The organism is Streptomyces sp. MMBL 11-1 (assembly GCF_028622875.1).
Taxonomy (GTDB): Bacteria; Actinomycetota; Actinomycetes; order Streptomycetales; family Streptomycetaceae; genus Streptomyces.
The window spans coordinates 7,552,254-7,569,813 of the sequence record NZ_CP117709.1; the positions used below are offsets into that span (position 1 = coordinate 7,552,254).

General features: G+C 72.7%; 16 protein-coding genes. 7 read left to right on the forward strand and 9 right to left on the reverse strand.

The window, feature by feature from the left end; translation table 11 throughout:
• Nucleotides 1-169: 169 nt before the first annotated feature.
• The 4 genes from PSQ21_RS33315 to PSQ21_RS33330 form a co-directional block, all read right to left on the reverse strand.
• Complete coding sequence (locus PSQ21_RS33315) at nt 170-1,567, reverse strand: diaminopimelate decarboxylase (protein WP_274035084.1); 1,398 nt, start codon at nt 1,565-1,567, stop codon at nt 170-172.
• A gap of 99 nt (nt 1,568-1,666) precedes the next feature.
• Complete coding sequence (locus tag PSQ21_RS33320; RefSeq protein WP_274035085.1) at nt 1,667-2,464, reverse strand: family 1 encapsulin nanocompartment shell protein; 798 nt, start codon at nt 2,462-2,464, stop codon at nt 1,667-1,669.
• Complete coding sequence (locus PSQ21_RS33325; RefSeq protein ID WP_274035086.1) at nt 2,464-3,534, reverse strand: Dyp-type peroxidase; 1,071 nt, start codon at nt 3,532-3,534, stop codon at nt 2,464-2,466. Before PSQ21_RS33325 ends, PSQ21_RS33320 begins: the two co-directional genes overlap by 1 nt.
• Nucleotides 3,535-3,997: 463 nt before the next feature.
• Complete coding sequence (locus PSQ21_RS33330) at nt 3,998-4,531, reverse strand: DUF5709 domain-containing protein (protein WP_274035088.1); 534 nt, start codon at nt 4,529-4,531, stop codon at nt 3,998-4,000.
• 412 nt (nt 4,532-4,943) lie between these two features.
• Between PSQ21_RS33330 and PSQ21_RS33335 the strand changes: the two genes are divergently transcribed.
• From PSQ21_RS33335 to PSQ21_RS33345, 3 genes are all read left to right on the forward strand, one after another.
• A complete protein-coding gene (locus PSQ21_RS33335) occupies nt 4,944-5,087 on the forward strand; it encodes a hypothetical protein (protein ID WP_274035089.1) in 144 nt (47 codons plus the stop codon).
• 257 nt (nt 5,088-5,344) lie between these two features.
• Nucleotides 5,345-6,820: a UDP-N-acetylmuramoyl-L-alanyl-D-glutamate--2,6-diaminopimelate ligase gene (locus PSQ21_RS33340; RefSeq protein WP_274035090.1), complete on the forward strand. Its 1,476-nt coding sequence runs from the start codon at nt 5,345-5,347 to the stop codon at nt 6,818-6,820.
• Nucleotides 6,821-7,126: 306 nt separating this feature from the next.
• Entirely contained in the window at nt 7,127-8,680 is a 1,554-nt protein-coding gene (locus PSQ21_RS33345) for a carboxylesterase/lipase family protein (RefSeq protein WP_274035091.1), read from the forward strand.
• 157 nt (nt 8,681-8,837) lie between these two features.
• Here PSQ21_RS33345 and PSQ21_RS33350 read toward each other — a convergent pair whose 3' ends face one another.
• Together PSQ21_RS33350 and PSQ21_RS33355 are read right to left on the reverse strand one after the other, a co-directional pair.
• Entirely contained in the window at nt 8,838-9,656 is an 819-nt protein-coding gene (locus PSQ21_RS33350) for an ABC transporter ATP-binding protein (protein WP_274036065.1), read from the reverse strand.
• Nucleotides 9,657-9,801: 145 nt separating this feature from the next.
• The gene (locus tag PSQ21_RS33355) at nt 9,802-10,164 is read right to left on the reverse strand and encodes a hypothetical protein (protein WP_274035092.1); all 363 of its coding nucleotides are present in this window, start codon (nt 10,162-10,164) and stop codon (nt 9,802-9,804) included.
• A gap of 96 nt (nt 10,165-10,260) precedes the next feature.
• Here PSQ21_RS33355 and sigJ point away from each other — a divergent pair, with 96 nt between their 5' ends.
• Entirely contained in the window at nt 10,261-11,160 is a 900-nt protein-coding gene (sigJ, locus tag PSQ21_RS33360; protein ID WP_274035093.1) for an RNA polymerase sigma factor SigJ, read from the forward strand.
• A gap of 9 nt (nt 11,161-11,169) precedes the next feature.
• Here the strand turns inward: sigJ and PSQ21_RS33365 are convergent, their stop codons facing one another.
• Nucleotides 11,170-11,745: a GNAT family N-acetyltransferase gene (locus PSQ21_RS33365; protein ID WP_274035094.1), complete on the reverse strand. Its 576-nt coding sequence runs from the start codon at nt 11,743-11,745 to the stop codon at nt 11,170-11,172.
• 96 nt (nt 11,746-11,841) lie between these two features.
• Nucleotides 11,842-12,882 carry an SCO7460 family lipoprotein gene (locus PSQ21_RS33370; protein ID WP_274035096.1) on the reverse strand — a complete coding sequence of 347 codons (1,041 nt, stop codon included), beginning with the start codon at nt 12,880-12,882 and terminating at the stop codon, nt 11,842-11,844.
• A gap of 271 nt (nt 12,883-13,153) precedes the next feature.
• Here PSQ21_RS33370 and PSQ21_RS33375 point away from each other — a divergent pair, with 271 nt between their 5' ends.
• From PSQ21_RS33375 to PSQ21_RS33385, 3 genes are all read left to right on the forward strand, one after another.
• Complete coding sequence (locus tag PSQ21_RS33375; protein ID WP_274035097.1) at nt 13,154-14,299, forward strand: S1 family peptidase; 1,146 nt, start codon at nt 13,154-13,156, stop codon at nt 14,297-14,299.
• A gap of 419 nt (nt 14,300-14,718) precedes the next feature.
• Nucleotides 14,719-15,834: a DUF1996 domain-containing protein gene (locus PSQ21_RS33380; RefSeq protein ID WP_274035098.1), complete on the forward strand. Its 1,116-nt coding sequence runs from the start codon at nt 14,719-14,721 to the stop codon at nt 15,832-15,834.
• A 259-nt stretch (nt 15,835-16,093) separates the two neighbouring features.
• Entirely contained in the window at nt 16,094-16,864 is a 771-nt protein-coding gene (locus PSQ21_RS33385; protein WP_274035099.1) for an isocitrate lyase/PEP mutase family protein, read from the forward strand.
• Between the two features lie 71 nt (nt 16,865-16,935).
• Here PSQ21_RS33385 and PSQ21_RS33390 read toward each other — a convergent pair whose 3' ends face one another.
• Nucleotides 16,936-17,538 (reverse strand): GNAT family N-acetyltransferase, encoded by a 603-nt coding sequence (locus PSQ21_RS33390; protein WP_274035101.1) that lies wholly within the window; start codon nt 17,536-17,538, stop codon nt 16,936-16,938.
• Nucleotides 17,539-17,560 lie beyond the last annotated feature (22 nt).

Genomic DNA, 17,560 nt, shown 5'->3' on the forward strand with positions numbered 1-17,560 from the left:
CCGGCACCTGGCCCGGTCGGCCGGGGCGGGCAGCACCCGGGCGGTGACGGACGGCCCGGCCCTCCGCCGGGAGGTCGGCGAAGGGCCGGGCCGACGAGGTCCGCGGTGTGATCGGCCCACCGGACCGCCCCGGTGCGGCCGTCGCGTCGGCCGGGGCGGCCCCGCCCGCTCAGTCGCCCGGCTCGACCAGCGCGTCCGCGTGGGCGAGACCGCTCTCCGCCGCGATGTTGTCCAGCGACTGCGCGTCCCGCACCGTCACGAACGCCACCGGGCCGTCGTGGTCCGATCGGCCCTTCCCCGAACCGTCCGCCGGCCGCGCCCCCGTCCGGAATCCGTACACCGCGGGACGGGGCAGACTGTTGTAGGCCCACGGGGTGGAGAAGTAGTACGCCCCCGTGTCGTACAGCACGACCAGATCGTCCTCGGCCAGCTCCGGCAGCTCCCTGGCGTACGCCACGACGTCCCCCGCGAAGCAGCACGGCCCCGCGATGTCCTGCGCCAGCGGTGGCCCGCCCTTGGGAGTGCCGTCCGGGCCGAACGCCCCGATCCGCAACGGCCAGGCGTCGGGCATGAGGACCGTACGGGTGGCCGTCTGGGCTCCCGCGTGGGTGAGTGCGATCCGACGGCCCCCGGCATCCTTCGTGTACTCCACCCGGGCCCCGATGAACCCGTTCTTCGCCAGCAGCGACCGGCCGAACTCCGTGACCAGGGAGTAGCGGCCGGAGAAGAGGCCGGGCGCGGCCGCCGTCAGGGCCGCCACATAGTCCGCGTAGGTGGGGTGCACGGTCTCGTCGGTGAAGTTGACCGGAAGCCCGCCGCCGATGTCCAGGCTGGTGACCTGCCGGACACCCAGCGTCGCGTTGATCTCCTCGGCCAGTTCGTACGTCTGTGCCACACCGGCCGCGATCAGCTCCAACGGACATCCCTGGGAGCCCACATGGGCGTGCAGCCGCGTCAGCCACGGTCGCTCCCGGAAGGCTCCCACGATCGCCTCGCGGGCACCCGGGTCCCGGAGCGCGACCCCGAATTTCGAGGTGTCCGTCGCCGTGCTCATCGGCCCGATCGACCCACCGCCCACCTGAGGGTTGACCCGCAGTCCGAGGACCGATTCGGTGCCCGGGTCACGGAGGGCGTCGACGCGGCGCAGTTCGTCGAGGCTGTCGGCGTTGACGGCGACGCCGAGGGCGAGCGCCAGCCGGATCTCCTCGCGGGTCTTGGCGGGGGAGTCCAGCACGATACGGGACGCCGCGAACCCTGCCTCCACGGCCAGCCGCAGCTCACCGGGGCTCGCCACCTCGCACCCCATCCCGCACTCGGCCAGCAGCCGCAGCACCGGGACGAGGGAGCAGGCCTTGGCCGCGAAGGTGTGCAGTACCCCGGGCGTGGCGGCGAAGGCGTCGTGCAGGGCCCCGACGGAGGCGCGCACGCCCTCGGTGTCGATGAATCCGGCTACCTGGCTGCCCTCGCCCAGCAGCCCCTGCCCGACGGCCGCCCGGACGACGGCGTCGAAGCGGCCGGCCGGCGGTGCCGTGCCGTCCTCGTGGTGCGTGGAAGTCGTCTGCGTCATGAGGCCAGAGTCCCTGATGGCTGCCCCCGGGTCTTCGGCGGAACGGGGGCGCTCGGTCGCCCGGCCACGCGCCGGTGAGCGCCCCCGGGGCATGGGCGATCAGGCGATCAGGCCGACCACGGCCTCCGGCGTCAGCATCCGGAAGGTGAAGGCCTGCTGAAAGTAGAGGTGGACGCTGGTGGCGTCGTGGTCCGCGTAGCCGATCGACAGGTCCTGGCCCAGGCAGAGCTCGAAGTCTCCGCCCCGGGCGGACAGCAGCACCCCGCCCCTGACCGCGGGCGCCCACAGGATCTCGTCGTCCACCAGGCGGCTCAGGTGGGTCTTGACCGGATACCCGTGGTCGGAGGTCTCGGCCGCCTCGGTGAACGCGTCCGCGCCGAGCATCAGCCGGTACGGGCCGTCGACACCGGCCAGCCGCAGCCGCGTCACCGCCTGGCTGACCGCCGCCGGATAGTCCCGCGCGTCGGCGGGCAGCGGGAGGGGATCGTGCGAGGAGCCGTCCCGCAGCCCGGTGATCCCGGCCGCCCCGTACCCGTCGATGATCGCCATGTCCTCGGCGAACGCACAGGTGCGCGCCGCGTCCTTGACGGGCTGCCAGTCGCTGTCGGCGGAGCCGCGCTCCACGTCGTCCACGGCCTGGCGGGAGACCGTGAACGGCACCCGCCACTCGATGACCGGCATCGACGTGCGGGCCCGGGCCACCACATCCGGGGTGGGCGGATCGATGTCGGTCAGATGGCCGTCGCCGACGGCGGCCAGGGTCGGGCCGTCCGGATCGGACACGTCGACGACACGGCGGCCGGCGACATGACGGCGGAAGGTGCGCCGGGCCTCCTCCTCGATCTCGTCCCAGGCGGACGGGGTGACCGGCGCGAGCTCGCGGTGCAGATTGTTCATCACTGGGCGCTTTCTTGCAGGCTGCCGATGCGCAGCGAACCGTGGTCCGCCCCGGCCGCGGGCGGCTCGGGCCGGACCGGCGTGAACGTTGCTTCCGGCAGGTCCCCGGAGCGGGTCCGGACGGGTGGGGGCGGCGGAGCGTCGAGGAAGTCGGCGCGGGGGGCGAAGAAGAGGCAACCGGTGACCGCTGTGGAGAAGTCGAGGATGCGGTCGTGTGTCCCGGGCGGATCGCCGAGGAACATGTTGCGGAGCATCCGTTCGGTCACGTCGGGATCGGCGGCGTACCCGATGAAGTACGTACCGAACTCGCCCTTTCCGAAGCTCCCGAACGGCATGTTCGCCCGCAGGATGTCCCGTTCGGTGCCGTCCGGGTCGGTGATCGTGTTGAGCGAGAGGTGGGAGTCGGCGGGCTTCTCGGCGTCGGGGAACTCCACGTCGTCCAGCTTGGTGCGGCCGATGACGCGTTCCTGCTCCTCCACGGAGAGCGCGTTCCAGGACGTGAGGTCGTGCAGGTACTTCTGTACGACGACGTAGCTGCCACCCTCGAACTCCGGGTCGTCCGCCCCGACGAGCGCCGCCGCCCGGGCGTCGTCGCCCACCGGGTTCTCCGTACCGTCCACGAAGCCGAGCAGGTCCCGGTGGTCCAGGTAGCGGAAGCCGTGCGTCTCGTCCACGATCCGCAGGGTTCCGCCGAGCCTGTCGAGCAGCTGGGCCGCCCACGCGTAGCAGACGTCCATCCGCTCGGCCCGGATGTGCAGCAGGACGTCGCCGGGGGTCGCCGGGGCGTGGTGAAGAGGCCCCCGCAGTTCCGGGAACGGGTGGAGGTGAGCCGGGCGAGGCCCGGCGAACAGCCGGTCCCAGGCGTCGGCGCCGAAGCCCGCCACACAGGCGAGACCGGAGTCCGGGTACCGGAAGCCGAGCGACCGGGCCACGGCTGCGAGGTCCGGCAGCACGTCCCGCACCGCGCTCTCGCCGCCCGGCTCGATCGTGCCGACCAGGAACAGCGCGGCGCTGGTCAACGGCGCCACGACGGGCTGGACGGAGACGGGATCAGGGACGGCGTCGGGCATGCGCGCACTCCACTACGACGGTGTACGGACGGCGGCGAACGGATGGCGGGGGACGGTCGGCGGCGAACGGTCGGCGGTCTACGGACGGCGGCGAAGAGTCTGCCGCGGACAGTCGGCGGTGAAGGGGCAGCGGCGAACAGTCGGCGGCCGGGGGACCGTGACGAGCAGGGCTCGCACCCACTAACCCATCTCCCGCCGCCGGCCGCACGCCGGGAGCATCCGGCCGGGGGAGCGGAGGGGCGGGCACCTCGCGAAGGTCGCGGCGGCCGTCCGTCGAGCGCGGCTTCGGGGAAGATCCTGCGAGGCCGCGGGCCGCCTCCCGCAGATCGGGTGGGCGCGTTCGGTGCCGTGTGACGCGTTCGGCGGTGCGTGAGGGGCTGCGGTGCGTGAGGGGCTTCGGTCAGGGGGGTGTACGGGCCCGGGGACGGACGCGCTCACGGGCAGGCGCTCGCCGACAGCCCGCTCAGGGCGAGGGCGGGGCGGCCGTGCCCCCGGTGGCCGCACCGGTTCCGGGGGCCGGGCCGGCCTTCAGGAGCGCGTTGTCGTCCCCCGGCTCGGGGATCACATGCATCGCGGCCTCCTCGGCCGACGCCGCCGCCCCGTCGATGCCCACGTCGCTGGCGGTGAGGGCGGCCGGGACACTGCCGTCCGCCTGCTGGGTCAGCCGTCCGGCGCGGGCGACTCCGACCTCGTCGTCCCACGGCTCGCCGTCGCCGCCCACCAGATCGCCCACGCCGTCGCCGATGGAACCGTCCGGCTCGGGTACTTCCCTGGTCAGCCGGGCTTCGAGGGACTCGCCGGTGTGCCGCTCGTTGGCCGTGGTGCCGAGGCCGTCGACCGCCCAGGGACGGTCCGGCGGTGCGTAGCCCTCGTCCAGCGGGTCGCCGGTGCCGGACGGATCCATGAGCGTGTCCCCGGCGTCGAGCTGTTCGGCGGGGTCGGAAGCCTCGGGTTCCTGGGGCTGGTAGACGTCATCCCCCCAGTCGGTGTCGCTCATGGCGCGTCCTTTCCTCCGGGAGTACCGGATACCCCGGATACCACTGTCCCCTGTACGCAATTCCACTCCGGTCCCGCTCCCGCCGCAAAGGGAAGATCGGATCTCGGTGTCCGGGGCAGGCGTCCTGGACCGGTCGGTACGCAGGTCGCGGCCTGTTCCGAGAAGCGGTGCGTCGGCGTCCGGGGGGTCGACGACGAGGTTCCGGAACCGACCGTGCCGCCGCCCCTCCCTCGGCACCGACCGACCGACCGACCGACCGGCCGCCAGCACACCCTGACGCCCGGCCTCTGTCCAGGGCCCCCGCTCTCGGCCCGGCCCCGGCCCGGCCCGGGACTCCGTTCCGGGCGTTCGCCCCGGTCGGAGCGGCCCGTGGGCGGCTCGCTGCCCTTCCCACCGCACGTACACTCGGTTCATGGGACGCAGCGCCGAACTGAGGACATGCCCGCACCGGGCCGCCTCCGCGCTGCCCCCGGCCGCGACCCGCGCGGCTGTGCCCCCGGCGCCCGCGGACGCGGCGCCCGGAACGGGCCGTACCGCTCTGCACGGCCACGGCTAGCGGTCCCAGCGGCGGTTCCCGACAGCGGCATCCGGCGTAGCCGGCCCCCGGCCTCACCGCCCCCGGCCCGCCGTCCCCTCACCCACACCACCACTCCGGCCCGCTGAGCGCCGGAGCTCACCGTCGCCTCCGGCGCTCGCCGGACGCGACCGTCACGATCGGCTCCACAGCACCACGCGGCCCACGGCGCACCCGCCCGTGCCGCTTCCCGGCCACGGCCGCACCAGCCGGCCCGCGCCGCACTCGAAGGGATCATCGTGAAGCTGAGCGACCTCATGGCCGGGCAGGACCACCACGTGCTGCGGGGAATCCCCGCCCGCACGGACGTCACCGCCGGAGCGACGTTCGACGCGGACCGGGTCACCCCCGGATCCGTCTTCGCCGCGGTGCCCGGCCACGCCGCCGGCGGGCCCGAAGCCGTCGCCCCGGCGGTCGCCCGCGGCGCTGTCGCCGTACTCGTCGACGAGCAGGCGCCGCCGCTGCCCGAGGCGCTGGGCGACGTGTGCGCCGTACGCGTCCCCGACGTGCGCAGGGCCGCGGCGGTCCTCGCCTCGCGCTACTTCGGTGAACCGGGCCGGGCGATGGACCTGATCGCCATCACCGGCACCAACGGCAAGACGTCCGTCTCGTACATGACCGAGTCGGTGCTGCGGCTCGCCGAGGGGACCCGGGTCGGGGTGATCGGCACGGCGGGCAGCCGCATCGGGGACGAGCCCATCCCGATGCCCCCCTCGGTGCTCACCACCCCGGAATCGCCCGATCTCCAGTATCTGCTGGGGCACATGCGTGACCGCGCCACCGGCAGCGTCGTCCTGGAGGCCACCTCGATGGGGCTGCTGACGCACCGTCTGGACCGTACGTTCATCGATGTCGGCGTCTTCACCAACCTCACCCAGGACCACCTCGACGACCACGGCACCATGGAGAACTACCGGGACGCCAAACTCCGTCTCTTCCAGGGGCTGTGCCGCCGAGCCGTGGTCAACGCCGATGACCCGGTGGGCGCCGGGATCCGGGAACTGATGCCCGACGCCGTGACCACGTACGCCCTGGACGGCGACGCCGACTACCGCGCGAGCGATCTCACCGTGGACGCCTCGGGTACCCGGTTCACGCTGCACCACGACGGCCGCAAGTACCCGGCGGCGATCCCCTCGCCGGGCCGGTTCTCGGTCTCCAACGCGCTGGCCGCGGTGGCGGCCTGTCACCTCCTCGGCCACGGGCTGGCCGGGCTGGTCGACGCGCTGCAGCGCATGCCGCAGATCCCCGGCCGCTTCGAACGCCTCCACACCTCCGGCGGCACCTCGGTGATCGTGGACTACGCCCACTCGCCGGACTCCCTCAGCAAGGTCCTCACCACGATCCGGGGCTTCGCCAAGGGCCGGGTCATCACCGTCTTCGGCTGCGGCGGCGACCGCGACACCACCAAGCGGGCCGAGATGGGCGCCATCGCGGGCGCCCACTCCGACCTGTGCGTCCTCACCTCCGACAATCCCCGCTTCGAGGATCCCGAGGCCATCCTCGACGAGATCGCGCCCGGTATCGCGTCGGCCGGAACGCCGTTCGAGCGGATCACCGACCGTCGCCTGGCCATCGCCGCCGCGCTGGCGGAGGCCGGGCCGGCCGACATCGTCCTCATCGCGGGCAAGGGCAGCGAACCGCACCAGGCAGTCCGGGGCGAGCTGCTGCCGTTCAGCGACATGGCCACCGTGCGCGAACTGATCGGCGGATAGGCGGGAGGGGCGCGCACGCGGGCGGAACCGCAGACGGGCGGAACCGCAGACGGGCCGACGCGTACGCGGGCAGAGGCGGCGCACACGTACGGACGGCCGGAGAGCGGAGACCGGCAGACCGGCAGAGCGGGCAGCCGGTGGACCGGAAGGCCCGAAGGCCCGAAGGCCCGAAGGCCCGAAGGCCCGAAGGCCGGAAGGCCGGGAGACCGGGGCAAGATCAATCCGGTGGCGGTGGCGCCGGAGGTCCGGCATGCTGGCCCGGCCGCGCCGAGCGCCGGACGGGGCGGGACGAGGGGAGTGGCAGCCGTGGACGTCTTCACGACGAAGTCCGGGAGCGTACGGGGGCGACGTGCCACCCGGGACCGCGGCGTCGTCGCCGTACGCGGAATCCCTTACGCGGCACCGCCGTTCGGCCGCCTCCGGTTCCGGGAGCCGCATCCGGTGGAACCCTGGGACGGTGTGCGGGACTGCACCGCCTTCGGGCCGGTGGCCCCGCAGTCGGCCGAACTGCCGGGCGCGCCGAGCTGGTCGCCCGGTGACGAGGACATCCTCACCCTGAACGTCTGGTCGCCCGCCGACGGGCCCGGTGACCTGCCCGTGCTGGTCTGGCTCCACGGCGGCGCGTACGTCTTCGGCTCCTCGGCCCAGCCCGACTTCGACGGCACCGCACTGGCGGGCCGGGGACTCGTCGTCGTCACCCTCAACAGCCGCCTCGGCTTCGAGGGGTTCGGCCACGTGCCCGACGCCGACAGCGGCGCGCCCGTGCCCGACGCCGACAGCGGTGCCACGGCCTTCCCCGACAACCGGGGCCTCCTCGACCAGATCGCCGCCCTGGAATGGGTCCGCGACAACATCTCCGCGTTCGGCGGCTCGCCCGACCGGGTCACGCTGGCCGGACAGTCGTCGGGCGCCACTGCCGCGGCCTGCCTGGCAGTGGCCGGCCGGGCACGGGGACTGTTCCGCCGGGCCGTCCTGCACAGCGCCGTCAACGCCTTCGCCACGGTGGAGCAGGCGGCCCGCACCACCGCCGAGGTCGCGGCGGCGGCCGGGGTGCCCGCCACCCGCGCCGGGCTGCTCGCCGCCCCGCCCGAGGCCCTCGTGGCCGCGACGGACCGGGTCTGCGAGCGGTACGCACAGGACCCCGGCTCGGGGCAGCGCCACTACGACCCGGCGATCTACGGCCCGGTCGCCGACGGCGTACTCCTGACCGCCGACCCGCTGGAAGCACTGGCGGCCGGAGCGGGTGGCACGGTGGAGCTGCTGGTCTGCCACACCACGGAGGAATACTGGCTCCTGGACGCGGTCGGCAGCAGCGCGAAGATCACGTCGGAGGCGCAACTGGCCGCCTTCGCGGCCGACTTCGGGCTGTCGGAACCGCTCGTCGAGGGCCACCGCGAGCGCCTGCCGGGCTCACCGGTCCTCGATGTCTATCTGTCCCTCTGCTCCGGCCTTCTGTTCGCCGAATACAGCACTCGCCTCGCCGAGGCCCACGCCCTGGCGGGCGGCCGGGTCTTCCTCGCCCGCTTCGACCGCCGCCGGGACCGTGCGGGGCAGCGGGTGCGCGCCTGGCACTGCGCGGACATCCCGTTCGCCTTCGGCAACCTCCACGAGGAGAGCGTCCACTTCCTCGTCGGCGGCCCGCCCGGCGCGGCCGACCAGGAACTGTCGCGGCGCATGACCCGTGCCTGGGCCGGGTTCGCCGCCCACGGGGACCCGGGCTGGGCGCCCCTCGACGGGCCCGCCGGGAGCGGGGCGACGGTACGGGACTGGCGTACGGCTGCGGAAGAACCCGCCGGGGCGGCGGGGCACGGCTTCCGTGACCTGTGGCGTACGGCCGGACTGCCCTCGCTGGCGCCCTGAGGCTCCTGCCCCCAGCGGCCCGGCCCCCTCCGCCCTCGACCGGCTGGGCAGCCCGACGCCCGGGCCCGCGTGCGACAGCCATTCCGGCAGTGGCGGGCCCCGCCGGCGTGGACCCGGGGCCGGACTCACACGTGCACGGAGTCAGGACGGGACCCGGCTACCCGAAGCCGCCCGAGCGGGCCAGCCAGCGGCCCGCGTGCCGTGACACCTCGATGGGACGGCCGAAGCAGGCGGTCATGCGCTCCTGCGTGAGGACGTCCTCGACCGCCCCCGCCGCGAGGACACGCCCCTCACGCAGGAGCAGGGCGTGACCGATCGCCGGGGAGAGCTCCTCCACGTGGTGCGTGACCGTCACCGTTGACAACTCCGTACGGTTCACGGCGAGATGACGCATGGTGTCGACGAGGTCCTCGCGCGAGGGCAGATCGAGTGCGTTGAACGGCTCGTCCAGCAGCAACAGGGCCGGATCCGCCATGAGGGCGCGGGCGATGAGGATCCGGGCGCGCTGGCCGCCCGAGCAGACGCCGTACGGACGGTCGGCGAGCTCCTTGACGTGAAGCTCGGCGAGCAGTCCGTGGGCACGCTCGCGCACTTCGTCGTCGTACGACTTCCACAGCGGCTGGACGGTGCCGGAGTGGCCGGTGAGGACGATGGTGTGGCCGGTGAGATCCCCCGGGACGCGCTGGGAGGTGGAGACATGGCCGATGCGGGTGCGCAGCTCCCGCACGTCGACGCGGCCGAGCCGGTGGCCGAGGACGTCGACCGTGCCGGTGGTGGGGAAGGCGGTGGCGCCGACGAGACGCAGGACGCTGGTCTTGCCCGCCCCGTTGGGGCCGAGCAGCGCCCAGTGCTCACCCGCCCGGACGGTCCAGCCGACGTCGTCGAGGATGACCTGGCCCGTCGTGTGGCGGCGCATGCTCACGCCGTCGAGGGCGGCGACGACACGCCCGAGGCTGTTGCCGGTGTTTCCGTCCATGCCGTCGTCCGGCTCCTTCGCCTCGATGCGTACCGCGTCTGCCGCACGGAGGGTAGCTGCAGTCGGCATCTATCCGCCGGGGTGACTGCATCGCGGACACGGACCGGACCCGGCCGCATCTGCCCGTGCCTCGCGGCGGTGGGCCTCAGCGCCTGGCCAGGGCGAGCAGGCTCAGCCCGAACATCAGGACTCCCAGGGGGAGATGGACCGACGGAAGGTGCGCGATGCCGACCGCTACCTGGACGGAGGCCAGGACCAGGAAGCCCGACGCGTGCAGGACGGGCCGGGGCGAGCCACCGCCCGGCTTCCAGGCCAGTACCGCGGCGAGTACGTACAGCATCGACGCCCCGTACATCACGCGCGCACCGACGCTGTGCAGCATCTCCCCGTAGGACGAGGTCATCAGCAGTCCGGAGGAGACCGCTTGAAGGAAGATCGTCAGAGTCTGCAGGGCGATCGCGATCCGAAGGAACGAGAACGCGCGCCGTGCCGGCACCGGAGTGGCCATGCCATGCCCCTTTTCCGCCCGTGGGCAGTCGATCGGTAAGGTCTCACCAACCCGACGACACGGGCCGGCGAAAGGTCAGGCGAAGGGGGCCGGAGGATGGGGGCGGCGGGGGCGGGCGCCGAGGCGACGGCCGGTGAGCGCGGCCGACTGATCAATGTGGCCTACCGGTTGCTCGGATCGCTCGCGGAGTCCGAGGACGCCGTGCAGGAGGCCTTCGCGCGCTGGTACGCACTGCCGCGGAGCCGGCGGGACGAGATCGTGTCGCCCGGCGCCTGGCTGACGACCGTGACCGGCCGCATCTGCCTGGACGTGCTCGGCTCGGCGCGGGTCCGGCGCGAACGCTACGTCGGCGCGTGGCTGCCCGACCCCCTGCCCGACCCCGTCGAGCGCGGCGGCGGCCGGGGATCCGACCCCGCGGACCGGATGGTCCTGGACGAGTCGGTGACCATGGCCTTCCTCGTGGTCCTGGAGACGATGACCCCCGCCGAGCGTGTCTCGTTCGTTCTGCACGATGTCTTCCGCTACCCCTTCGCGGAGATCGCCGGCGTACTCGGCCGGACCCCCGCCGCCTGCAAGCAGCTCGCGTCCTCCGCCCGGCGACGGGTGCCCGACGCCCGGACCCCGGTGGCGGCGGACGCGCGGCCCGAGGTGGTGCGGCGAGTCAAGGAGGCTTGGGAGAACAAGGACATCGCGGCCCTCGTCGACCTCCTCGACCCGTCCGCCGTCATGACCGCCGACGGCGGCGGTCTGGTCGGTGCCGCCCTGCGCCCGGTCGAAGGAGACGCGCGCATCGCCTCGTACATGGTCGCCATCGCCGACCGGGCCCCGGGGCTGGAACTCCTGGAACGGTCGGTCAACGGTGCGCCGGGCCTGGTGGCGCTGCGGGGCGGTGTCGTCCTGACCGTGGCCTCGTTCGACGTGACCGACGGCCGCGTCGCCCGGATCTGGGTGGTCCGCAACCCGGAGAAGCTGCGGCCGTGGATGCCGCCGGGGTGAGGGTCGCCGCTATCCGCGCAGGTCGAGCCGCATCAGGACGCGGGGATGCCCGGCCAGTACCGAGGTGGTGTCGGCGGCGTGGACGAACCCGGCGCGCTCGAAGTTCCTCCGGATGCCGGGGTAGGCCATCGTCGGATCGACCTTGGCGTCACCGCTGTCGAGCGGGTACGCCTCGACCGTCGGCGCACCGTGGGCGCGGGCGAACCCGGCCGCACCGGCGATCAGCTCGTGCGAGATCCCCTTGCCGCGGTGACCGGGGCGGACCCGGATGCACCACAGGGACCAGACCGGGAGGCCGTCGACGTACGGGATCTTCCGGCTGCGGGCGAAGGCGGTGTCCGAGCGCGGCGCCACGGCGGCCCAGCCCACCGGCTCGTCGCCGTCGTAGGCGAGCACCCCCGGCGGAGGCTCCGCACGGCACAGCCGGGCGGCGTACTCACCGCGCGCCGGACCTCGGAGCTCGGTGTTGAGCTTGGACGGAATCCGGTAGCTCAGGCACCAACAGACGTTGGCCTTCGGTGACTTCGGGCCGACCAGGGTGCGAACGTCCTCGAACACCGAGGCCGGGCGAACGACGATGGTCATGGTGCCACGATCCCACGACATACCCGCCGACGCCCGCGGGGAACCGCCCTCGACCGCACCGGGAGCGAACAGCCAGGGGGGCCGGGGCGCCCGTCCTCAGTACGGCGGCAGCCGCAGCATCCCGGTGCCCTCGCGTACATCGTGCACGAGCCGGATCTCCCCCACCGGCCTGCCGTGCTCGTCCGTGGTCACCAGGGCCGCGTCGTCGCTGTTGACGCACTGCCCGCGCGCGTCCGGCTCGGGGCAGAACAGGACGTAGCCGGTCTGCCGGTCGACGCGGCCCGGCTCCAGCCGCCAGATCCACTGATAGGTGCTCATGACCACCCGGGGGTAGGTGGCACGCAGTTGCTCCTGCACCGCCGCCTGCACGGTGTCGGCGAACTTCTGGCGCTCCCGGAGCGGGCGCACCGCCCGGGCGCTGCCCGTCGTGTCGACCCGGCCCGCCTCGATCTCGTAACTCGCCGAGAAGTAGGCCTGCTCGGTGAGCGAGGCGCGGAGGCCCGACCGGGTCAGCCGCATCACGGTGGGCCAGGACTCCTCGCCCTGGTCACGCCGGTCGGCGACGGACGGGGAGATCACGTTCACGTACGCCCCCTGAGCCTTCGCCAACGCGCTGTCGGCCTCGCTCGCCGTGACCCAGCGCTGGACGCACTCCCCGATCTCGCCGAGCACCTTCGCGACGGTGGCGTTCGTCAGCTCGGCCACGACGTAGGGCGGGGTGCCGGTCGGGCCCAGGGCGACGACCTCGTAACCGCAGGCGTCGAAGGCGCCCTTGAGCACCCGGAAGTCCTCGGCCTGCTGCCGTCCGCGCTTCATGGCCTCGGCCAGCGCGCCCGCGCAGTCCTTGCGGTCGCACGTGCCCTCGTCCGCCCTGTCCGTGTCGATGCGGAGCCGGACCACGGCGTCGCGGTCGTCGGTCACCGCGAACGTGACCTCCGAGCCGCCGGAGCCCGGGAAGAGCGTGCGCGCTCCGATCGCCGTGAGCTGTCCCGGGAAGTGCTTCTCGGCCAGTTCCTCCGCCGCCCGGCGGTCGTCGTCGGTGTCGACAACTCCGCACGCGCCCAACAGCATGACCAGCGAACCCGTCAGCGCGCCGGTCAGCGCGGCTCTCCACCGTCTGCGGCGTGATCCGGTCATGGTCTGCTCCTCCGCCTGGCCCTGTCCGCTGTTCCTGTGACAGTAGGACGAGCGCCTGCGGGCCGGATGAGTACGCCTACTCAACCCGGTGCGCGGCACTCCGCGCACCTTTCCGACCTGACGTCGACATTGGCATGGACCTGACCATCGAACTCCGCTACAGTCCGGGACGGCATACCTGAGAGCGCTCTCAAGCGGCACGATCGGCATGCGCTCCCGGGTGCCTCCCGTTCCACCCCACGTCGCTGGAACAACAGGAAGGGTCACTCCCTTGAGACACGCAACCGTGCTGCGGACCGGTCTGTCCGCACTCCTGCTCCTCGGTGCCTGGGCCGCCGCCGGCCCGTCGTCCGCCTCCGCCGCCCCCGTCGGCTCCGCCGAGGCCCCCGCCTCCGCGGCCCTGCTCACCGCGATGCAGCGCGACCTCGGTCTCACCGAGGACGAAGCCGTCGAGAGGCTCGCCGACGAGAAGGCGGCCACCGCCCTGGAGCCGAAGGCGCAGCGCGCCGCGGGCTCCGCCTTCGGCGGTTCCTGGTTCGACGCGAAGACCGGCAAGCTGGTCGTCGCCGTCACGAACGCCGAGAAGGCCGAGGCCGTCCGGGCCGCCGGCGCCGACGCCCGGCTCGTCGAGCACTCGGCGAAGCGGCTCGACGCGGCGAAGGCGCGGATCGACGCCCTGCCGGCGCCGTCCGGCGTGAGCAGCTGGCACGTCGACCCGGCGACCAGTAGCGTCGTCGTGAACGTCGTCGCCTCCGAGCGGCGTGACAACGATGTCCGGTCCTTCGTCGCCAAGGCGCGCGAGGCCGGGCCCGTGACCGTCGAGACGACCGCCGAAGCGCCGCAGACCTTCGCCGCGGGAACGGTCGGAGGCGACCCGTACTACACGGGCAACGTGCGCTGTTCGATCGGCTTCTCCGTCCACGGAGGCTTCGTCACCGCCGGGCACTGCGGCGGCGCCGGCCAGTCCGTGCGCGGCTGGGACGGCTCGGCCATCGGCAACTTCCAGGGCTCGTCCTTCCCCGGCAACGACTACGCCTGGGTGAACGTGGCCAACGGCTGGTGGACCGTGCCGGTCGTCCTTGGTTGGGGCACCGTCTCCGACCAGCTGGTCCGGGGCTCGAACGAGGCGCCGATCGGCGCTTCCATCTGCCGCTCCGGCTCCACCACGCGCTGGCACTGCGGCAGGGTCCTCGCCAAGAACGAGACCGTCAACTACAGCCAGGGCGCCGTGCATCAGATGACCAAGACGAGCGTCTGCGCCGAGGGCGGCGACTCCGGCGGCTCGTTCATCAGCGGCGACCAGGCCCAGGGCGTCACCTCCGGCGGCTGGGGCAACTGCTCCGGCGGCGGGGAGACCTGGCACCAGCCGGTCAACGAGATCCTCAACCGGTACGGGCTGACCCTGCACACCGCGTGACCCGGGGGAGCCGCACCGTCGGCGTCCCCGGCGGAGCGGCCCCCGCCGGCGGGTGAGGCCCCGGGCTGCGAGCGGTCCGGGGCGGCCGGAACCCATTGGCCCGGCGAAAGCACGGTGAGCGGCCCCGCGAGAGCGCGGGGCCGCTTCCTTGTGTGGGGCCCCGGAGGGGGGCGACCCCCCTGGCGGCCCAACAGCTCCCGCGCAGCGCGTTGTTCACGCGCTATTGACACCCTCTCCGCACCGGCGCAACACTGACACCGCCTTGGAGAGCGCTCTCCCGAAGGGTCCCGCGGCCCCTCGCGGTCCGTCGGCCTCGTGACACGCAGGGCGGAATCTCTCCCCGGCCGCACCGCCCAGCTCACCCTTTCCCCCCACCGTGCACCCGATGTGCAGGGATGAAGAGCGGCATGGAGGTCCCCATGGTGACAAGACTCAACAGAACGACCCTGGTGTCCGCCCTGATCGTGGCGACCGCCCTGGCGCTGGTCGCGCTCGGGCTCACCACGATCACGTACGCCGGGACGACCGCCGCCGAGGCGGCCCCGCCCGCGGCCGGCAAACCCGCGGCGGCCTCGCACGTCATGCGGGGCCACGAGATGGCGCCGGCGAAGCCCGTCGCTTTCGGGGACGACCCCGACGGCGACGGCTACATACCGGCAAACCCGCCGGTCACAGGAGTGGAGCCGTCCGACGAGATCCCGCCGCACCGCTACTTCCACGAGTTCCAGGCCAACTGCTCGGTCAGCCACACCGCCCCGGACGACCCGATCGTCTACCCGGGCCGGGCCGGCGCGTCGCACGACCACACGTTCATGGGCAACGACACCACGAACGCGAACAGCACCACCGCGTCCCTGAGCGCGGGCGGAACCGCCTGCCTCGCGCCCGGCGACCTGTCCGCCTACTGGATGCCGACCCTCTACAACGGGAACGAGGAGATCCGCCCGGTCGGCCCCCAGACCATCTACTACAAGGCCGGAGTCACCGACTACCGCACCGTACGGCCCTTCCCCAAGGGTCTGCGGTTCGTCGTCGGCAGCCCCACGCAGACCGCCCAGGAGTTCCGCGACCACCCCGGCATGGTCGAGGGGTACGAGTGCGGTGAGAGCTACCACAACTACGACTTCCCGGCCGCCTGCCCGACCAGCCGGGACACCCAGCTCAACCTGCGTATGCAGGCGCCCAGTTGCTGGGACGGCAAGCACCTGGACACCCCGGACCACAAGGCCCACATGGCCTATCCGATCGTGATGGGGGCCAACCAGGACGTCTGCCCGACGAGCCACCCGGTCGCCCTGCCGATGATCGAGTTCAAGATGGCGTGGCCGGTCAACGGTGACATGTCGCAGGTGAGACTGGCCAGCGGCACCGGTCACTCGTTCCACTACGACTTCTTCAACGCCTGGGACGACGCCACGCTCGACGCCCTGGTCGACCACTGCATCGTCGGTGCTCTCCAGTGCAACGCCCGTGGCTACGACGAGAACAACCCGGGAGAGGGAGCGGTTCTGGACGAGAACTACGAACTGCCCTGACCCTGCCCGTCGCTTCTCCCTCACGGGTGCACCCCGCCCGCGAGGGAGAGCGCTCTCCGGCTCTCGTCGGCCCCCCCGCCCGCTCCTGAATGCCCTGCCTTCTCTTCCCCGTTTCCCGTCCCACCAGCCGCGTCCCGGGAGGAGGTTACGTCCGCCACGTCCGCGTGAGCGCCTTCGTTCGCGGCACCCCGTGGGGCTGGTCGCGTTCGTGCCCCGGTGGCGCCCCGTCGGCACACCGCGGGGGGGTAGCGTGATCGGCATGGACCTTCGTACCACCGTTGAGCGCGCTCAACGACTCAAGCAACTGCACGCCGAGCACAGGCCCCTCGTGCTGCCTACCGTCTGGGACGTCTGGTCCGCGCGGACAGCAGCCGACGCCGGGTTCCCCGCTCTGACGGTCGGCAGCCACCCGCTCGCCGACTCCCGGGGGGCCGCGGACCAGGAGGGGCAGACCTTCGAGGAGGTGCTCGCCGCCGTCCGCCCGATCATCGCGGCGGTCGACGTCCCCGTCTCCGTGGACCTGGAGGCCGGCTACGGACAGAAGCCCGCGGATCTCGTCGCCGGTCTCGTCGATGTCGGCGGCGTGGGTCTCAACATCGAGGACACCGTCCACTCGGAGGGCGGACGCGTGCGCAGCACGCAGGAGCACGCGAACTACGTCGCCGGCCTGCGCGCGGCGGCCGACGACGTGGGGGTCCCGGTCTGGATCAACGGGCGCACCGACCTGTTCCTGTACGCGGAAGACGCTTCCGCCGTTCTCGAAGAGGCGATCGAGCGACTGCGGGCCCTGGAGCAGGCGGGCGCCGACAGCGTCTACCCGGTGCGTATCCAGGACAACGACGAGCTGCTCGCGGCAGTGACGGCCGCCGTCTCCGTACCGGTGAACTCCACGGCCCACCCGGTCAAGCACGATCTTGAGCGCTTCCGCCGCCTCGGCGTCGGCCGGATCACCTGCGGCCCGCTGCTGCAACTGGCGATGACGGACGCGATGAAGGGCATGCTGGAGCCCTGGGCTCCCCGGACGTCCTAGAGCGTGTCTCTTTGATGCGCTGAGGAGCGTGGCGCCTGACCGAACTGAGTGTTGGACAAGTGCTCCGCCGGTCAGGCGTCCCAGGCGCGAGGACGGTTCAGTTCTTCCCACTCGGGGCGGAGTAGCGAGAACACGGCGAGGTCGTGGCGGCGGCCGCGGTGGAGGCAGGCGGCGCGGCTGATCCCTTCCTGGGTGAAGCCGGACTTGGCAAGGACGGCGAGCGCGGGGGCGTTGGCGGTGTGCGTTTCCGCCGTGAGCCGGAACATGGGGAGTTCACCGAAGGCTAGGTCCACCACGGCGTCGAGGGCGGCGGTGCCGTGGCCGTGTCCTCGATGTCGAGCAGCGAGCATCAGCTCGACTTGGGCTGTGCCATTGACGATGTTCTGGCTGATCAGGGCGACGTAGCCGACAGGGGTGCCGCCGGGAAGGAGGATGAGGAAGTCGTCTCGATCGTCGTCCTCGACGTCGCGCTCGATGCGCTCGCGCACGGCGGTGAGTGAGCGTGGCCAGATACCTATTTGGTGGGCGGCTACGGGGTCGGATCTCCAGCTGTGCATGAGCTCGGCGTCGTCTATGTCGAGCGCTGCGAGGCCGACGGTCTTGGCCCGCCAGGAAAGCTCCCTTTCGCCCTCTGCGTCATGCTCGTCGCCTGCAATCCTGATGTTTTCGATCATAGGCGGATGCTATGGGTGTCTT